Here is a 6,222-nt window from a genome sequence, read left to right as displayed (position 1 = left end):
GTAACGGTACACAGAGGGGTACTTATGTAATAGGTAAAAGCTTCATATCCCGATGCTGATAGCTGTCGGGATATGAAGCTTTTACAGGGTTAAAAATTTTTCTTCAATACAACACTTCTGTTTTCATCAAAGCTTCTGCTGCTATTCAGATTGCTGATACGCAGCTGGTGCGTATTGAATACCTGCGAATCAGGCTCGATACTTTTGGTGATAAACACACTGCCGCCAATGATACTGTTCTTTCCGATCACGGTATTACCGCCAAGAATGGTCGTACGTGCATAGATGACTACATTGTCTTCAACTGTTGGGTGCCTTTTTATTTCAGCCATGATTTTCGATACATGTAGAGCTCCCAGTGTCACACCCTGGTAAATACATACATTTTTGCCAATGATGCTGGTGGCACCGATCACAATACCTGTTCCGTGATCAATCACAAATGGTACATCAATTTTTGCATTCGGGTGTATATCAATACCCGTTTTGCCATGCGCATATTCACTGATAATACGCGGCAGGATCGGGATGTTAAGTGTCGCGAGCTGATGCGCGATCCGGTAAACCGTGATGGCATAAAATCCGGGATAGGAGACAATCACTTCATTAACACTTGTAGCTGCGGGATCAAACTCATGGATTTTAGCCGCGTCTTCGCGCAGATCCTGATAGATTTTTCCCAGGGCATTATAGAAACTTGTTACTGCTGCTGAAATATCAAGTTTATGTGCTTCCAGATAACTCAGCAAAATATTTTCCAGATCAATCTGATTTTTTTTCAGTATTCCTTCGTAGGAAGATTGTTTCGGTAAATGGTTGCTGGGAAAAAGAAACTGTACCAGGTCACTCAGCCAAAGAATGGCGTCGTGTGCAGACGGTGTAGCTTCCCATTCGGCATTGTGTGTCTTCCGGAGTAAGTCAATCAGTGATTGTGTATTTATATTTTCTTTCATCTTCACCTGTTGTTAAAAGATTAGAAATCTTTGTGCTTATCTGACAGCCTGTTTATGTCCGCTTCGCAGACGGTATAGTGTTTCAACAAGTACATCAATATCTGAGCAGGTATTGTAGAAAGCCAGTGAAGGACGTACGGTTGCTTCCAGACCGAATCGTCTTAAGATCGGCTGTGCGCAGTGATGGCCGGAACGTACCGCAATGCCCTGTTGATTAAGTGCTGCACCAACTTCTTCTGTTTTATAACCATCGAATATAAACGAGAGTACAGAGGCTTTGTCAGCTGCAGTTCCGATCAAACGTAGGCCCGGAATATCTTTCAGCAGTTTCGTTGCATATACCAGCAGGTAATGTTCGTATTGGTTAATCACATCAATACCTATTCGGCTTACATAATCCAAGGCAGCTCCTAAGCCAACGGCATCTGCTATATTGCCTGTACCTGCTTCAAACCGGCCCGGCGCTTTATGATACGTTGTATGTTCAAACGTAACATCCACGATCATGTTACCGCCGCCCTGCCAGGGTTCAGTAGCATTCAGCAAGTCTTCTTTGCCATATACCACACCGATACCTGTTGGACCGAATACTTTATGTCCGGAGAATACAAACCAGTCGCAGTCTAAACTTTGCACATCCACACGTATGTGCGAGATCGATTGCGCACCGTCTACCAGCACCTTTGCGCCAGCCTGGTGTGCCAGTTCAACAATACGTTTCGCTGGTGTTACCGTGCCTAAGGCATTTGAAACCTGTGTAAACGAAACAAGTTTAGTTTTCGGACCGAGCAATCTGGCGTATTCATCCAGCAGGATCTGTCCGTCGTCATCGACAGGAATCACCCGCAGCTTCAGACCTTTCTTCGCCGCCAGCTGTTGCCACGGAACAATGTTGGCGTGGTGTTCGAGATGACTTACAATAATTTCATCTCCCGCCTGTAAGTTTTGTTCGCCCCAGCTTTTCGCTATCAGGTTAATCGCCTCCGTTGCACCACGGACAAAGATGATCTCATTTGTAGATGCCGCATTGATAAAGGTTTGTACTTTCTGGCGGGCACTTTCATAGGCATCTGTTGCCCGCGCAGCCAGTTCATGGGCCGCACGGTGGATGTTTGAATTCTCATGTTCGTAGAAGTAACTGATCCGGTCAATCACTTGCTTGGGTTTCTGCGTGGTTGCTGCGTTATCCAACCAGATTAAAGGTTTGCCATTCACACGTTCCTGTAAGATTGGAAAATCTTTTTTAATCAGGTTCACATCAAATGGTTTGTCAAGTATACCGGTAGGCGTGTGTGCATCTTTCACAGAGATGTGTTGGTGCGGTTGTCCTTTCTCTTGTATACCGTAGGAATGGGCTTCGGAAAGAAAGTAAAACGAAGAATCATTGATGTGCGGTAGCTGCGGGTTCAGTTCAAACGTATTGATGGAAGTAAGTATACTGGTCAGGTCGTTTCCATAAGCTTGTTCCGATACGTTGGGCAACTTATCAAACTGCTTTCCGTGTTCAAAGGCAGAAGGCGATATTCCGCTTCCCGAAAGGGACGCAGGAATATTTCCGTTTCTGTATTTCGGTTCGGTAAAACTTGTCTGCGGATTTGCGGCGTTTACCGCATTTCCCTGGTCGATGGAAGCAGGAGAGAGTCTGCCATGATATGATTCAGCCGGAAGAAAATTATGCAGCGATCTTATATCAATAGCATCTGTATGCTGAAGAACAGAAGGAGATATACCAATGCCTCCCACAGCTGGAGCCGCCTGGTTCGTTTCCCAGTTATGCGGATTCTGTAAAGCTGTTTGCGGATCATTGATGTTAAATCTTTCTGTCTGGTTGAATGAATAATCGCTGCCAGTTGAATGGTTGAGCTTCTCGCGTAATGCAGCAGTATTGGGGAAGCTTCCCGGTAAAGCCACAAACAATTCATTGGCTAGCTTTTCAAGTGCACCTGCATCCGGCAGGTTTGTTGAATTAATATCTGTACTCATGGTAATTTGTGATTTCAACTTCTTCAAGCACTGCAATGGCATCATCCACCAATACCGCTAAAGAACAATACAGGGATACCAGATAAGAGGCAATAGCTTTATCGTTGATGCCCATAAAACGAACGGCAAGGCCTGGAGACTGTTCACCCGGCAAGCCAGGCTGGTAAAGGCCTACAACACCCTGACGGCTTTCACCTGTGCGCAGTAATAAAATTTTTGTCTTGCCATTTTCGATCGGAAGTTTGTCTGAAGGAATAAGCGGAATGCCTCTCCATGTAATGAATTGAGAACCGAAAAGAGAAACTGTTGGCGGTGGAACACCTCTGCGTGTGCATTCACGGCCGAAAGCTGCAATAGCTAAAGGATGCAACAAAAAGAATCCAGGTTCTTTCCATACTTTTGTGATGAGCTCGTCAAAATCATCCGGAGTAGGAGCACCGGCACGTGTTCTGATACGCTGTGCGGGAGCAACACTATGTAATAACCCGTATTCTCTGTTGTTGATCAACTCGCTTTCCTGACGTTCTTTAATGCTTTCAATCGTTAATCGTAACTGTTCGCTGATTTGATTGTATGGTTTGCTGTAAAGATCTGATACACGTGTGTGCACGTCAAGTACTGTATTGACAGCACTAAGATTATACTCACGCGGATTTTCAACATAGTCGATAAATGTATGCGGAAGTTCACGTTCATCTCTGCCTGAACAATCTACTTCTGCATAACTACCTTCTTTTACTTTGTTCAAGCGGTATACACCTGATTCAACAGGGATCCAGTTCAATAAATGAGTCAGCCATCTTGGAGTAATGGCGGCCATTTGTGGTACCGTTCTGGTGGCAATAGCCAACTGCCTTGCGGCTACGTCACCAAGGGCTGTTTGTTTGTTCAGTTCTGACATGTTGAAATAAATTTGGATTAATAAATGATTTATGATCAAATGTAAAAATATTCCACACATCTTTACATTGTTGAGATCTATATGGGTTCTATATAGATTGTATAAGTTGAATTGTAAATGACTATTCAATAAATTTAAATCTGCACTTTACAAAAACGAAAGCCTGATAAAATACAATTATTTAAATTATGCCAAATAAAATATGGTGTATTATTTGAATTACCTCTAAAATTAATTTCGGATTATTTTGTGGTATGAATTCCTAAAAATATTTTTTAACAAAGGTTTAACAACAATTTACAGTTTTTTTTAATCCTGCCTAAAAGCAAAAAGGAATACAAATAAATAAGGTTAGTAACCAGGATTTTTCTTTCTGCTGTCTGAGTTCACGGGCATGATGGGATAGAGAAGTAGATCCTCATAAACACCGATGCCATCGCTTTAAGCGTGGCATCGGTTGAAGGAAGTGAGTTGCATACATAGAGGCACAAGCAAAAGCTTGCGCATTATAAAAACTAAACCAAATAGATACCATCTTCTTCAAGACGGATTAATCCCTGCTTATATAAACCGCCAATAGCTTTTTTGAAATTCTTTTTACTCATCTGCAAACGGAACATGATTTCTTCCGAATCACTTTTATCGGTAAGTTTTAATACACCGTTTGAACTTTTTAATTTCGTCAGGATTTTTTCAGCAGAGTCTTCAACCTGTGCATAGCCGGGCTTTTGCAAGCTAACATCAATCTTCCCTTCTTCACGGATATTTTTGATGTAGCCTTCAACTTTATCTCCTATAGAAATATAAGTGAAGAGATCATTGTGATAAATAATGCCTTTGTATGTATTATTAATAATAACATTTACACCCAGGTCGCTAGTATAACAGATCAACAGATTTACCTTTTCGCCAATTTCCAGCTTCACATTTTGCTTTTCAATAAATCTTTCAATCTTACTGGATGCAGCCAGACGGCCCGTACGCTCGTCCAGGTATAAGTATACCGGATAGCGTTTACCGATCTCCATTTTCTTGCTCTGTTCGCGATAAGGAACAAGCAGATCTTTTTCAAGTCCCCAATCCAGGAAGGCGCCGGTGTTATTTACATCTTTACAGATCAGGCAGGCAAATTCATGGAGTTTGATCTTAGGCTCATGATTTGTAGCAATGATGCGGTCCTCTGAATCTTTGTAAATAAAAACATCAATCGTATCATCCACCTGGAAGTTCTCAGGAACATATTTATTGGGCAGTAATACTTCTTCGCCTTCTTCATTACCCAGATACATGCCTACGCTGGTCATACGCAGGGCTTTCAATACATTATTTTTGCCGATTTCGATCATTGCTTTGCATTCATTCAGTTTCAAAATTAACGCTTTAATTTCACAATACTTCATTTATTTATTCCGGCATGAAGGGGTAAAACCAATGTGTTAAATCTTTTATGAAGGGTTTAATGGGAGTTAAATAAAAATAAATTCTCTCATTATCAGTATATTATATTTAATCTATACTAAATTGATAGAGATACTTGCTTATTAAAAATAAACCATCTACCTTTACATCAGTTAGTGCTAAAGAAGCATATAATTTATACAGAATAGGGAAGAGAGCAGGCTTGATGATCCTATAGCAACCGCTTGGAAAAGTACGGTGCTAAACCTGCCCAGTAAATAAGTTGGGAACTATAAATTTTACATGTATGAGAAAACGACTTTTGATTTCGCGATACGTTGATCCGGCAGCATTCCGCTGTTGTAATTAACACTGCGCCTGTTCAGGCGAAACACAATCTGATTATTCATTTTAAAAATTACTACAATGACAGCTATAACAATATCTGACCTTTATAATCACGCCCATATAAAAGTAAATGAGTTACCGAAAACAATAACCAACGAGGATTTATTGCTTGAGTTGGAAAAGCAGGTGGCTATTCTGGAAGGCGGTAAAAATGCGCTTGCTAAAAAAACATTTCGTTCAGCACGCTTTTCATTGATCAAACATTTACTTGCTGTGAAGCATGGTAATGTATTAAGCTTTGAATCCCGCAAACAGTGGGAGGCAGATGCGATTATCTACAAACGTATCGGTACCAATATCATTTTTGTTGAAGATCATTCTGCTGACGAGTGGGAAAACCTGCTTGCTCAACATGCTGTTTCAATTATTTACATCAGCACCATACAGCAGCAAACACTAACCATTGAGGATTTTGGTTACATCATTTATAAAGCACATCTGGCTGATATACCGGTAATATTTGATAATACGCACGGCGGCCTTGGTCATATCTATGCACCATTGATTGATGGCGCTGACTTTGTCCTGACGGATGTATCTGCGTCGCCAACCATTTTTAAAAATATACCTGTAAAGTCG

At 41.3% G+C, this 6,222-nt stretch carries 5 protein-coding genes and 1 riboswitch; of the genes, 1 reads left to right on the top strand and 4 read right to left on the bottom strand.

Annotation, left to right across the window (positions count from 1 at the left end; translation table 11 throughout):
• Positions 1–89 precede the first annotated feature (89 nt).
• The 4 genes from ACTHJT_RS01585 to ACTHJT_RS01570 all read right to left on the bottom strand — a co-directional run bounded on the left by ACTHJT_RS01585 (position 90) and on the right by ACTHJT_RS01570 (position 5,183).
• Complete coding sequence (locus ACTHJT_RS01585) at positions 90–953, bottom strand: serine O-acetyltransferase (RefSeq protein ID WP_440235881.1); 864 nt, start codon at positions 951–953, stop codon at positions 90–92.
• A 36-nt stretch (positions 954–989) separates the two neighbouring features.
• On the bottom strand, positions 990–2,936 hold the full coding sequence (locus ACTHJT_RS01580; protein ID WP_440235880.1) for a family 2A encapsulin nanocompartment cargo protein cysteine desulfurase: 1,947 nt from the start codon (positions 2,934–2,936) through the stop codon (positions 990–992).
• Positions 2,920–3,837 (bottom strand): family 2A encapsulin nanocompartment shell protein, encoded by a 918-nt coding sequence (locus tag ACTHJT_RS01575; RefSeq protein ID WP_440235878.1) that lies wholly within the window; start codon positions 3,835–3,837, stop codon positions 2,920–2,922. The genes ACTHJT_RS01580 and ACTHJT_RS01575 overlap by 17 nt, the downstream gene beginning before the upstream one ends.
• 515 nt (positions 3,838–4,352) lie before the next feature.
• A complete protein-coding gene (locus ACTHJT_RS01570) occupies positions 4,353–5,183 on the bottom strand; it encodes a CvfB family protein (RefSeq protein ID WP_440235882.1) in 831 nt (276 codons plus the stop codon).
• Between the two features lie 245 nt (positions 5,184–5,428).
• A riboswitch (SAM riboswitch) is annotated at positions 5,429–5,534 on the top strand.
• Positions 5,535–5,661: 127 nt separating this feature from the next.
• Between ACTHJT_RS01570 and ACTHJT_RS01565 the strand changes: the two genes are divergently transcribed.
• A partial coding sequence (locus tag ACTHJT_RS01565; RefSeq protein ID WP_440235877.1) for a PLP-dependent transferase occupies positions 5,662–6,222 on the top strand: 561 nt, incomplete at its 3' end.

The sequence above is a fragment of the Cytophaga sp. genome (assembly GCF_051961495.1).
GTDB lineage: Bacteria > Bacteroidota > Bacteroidia > Cytophagales > Cytophagaceae > Cytophaga.
Note: the sequence above shows the minus strand (reverse complement) of the source record. Positions and strands in the feature narration are given on the sequence as shown.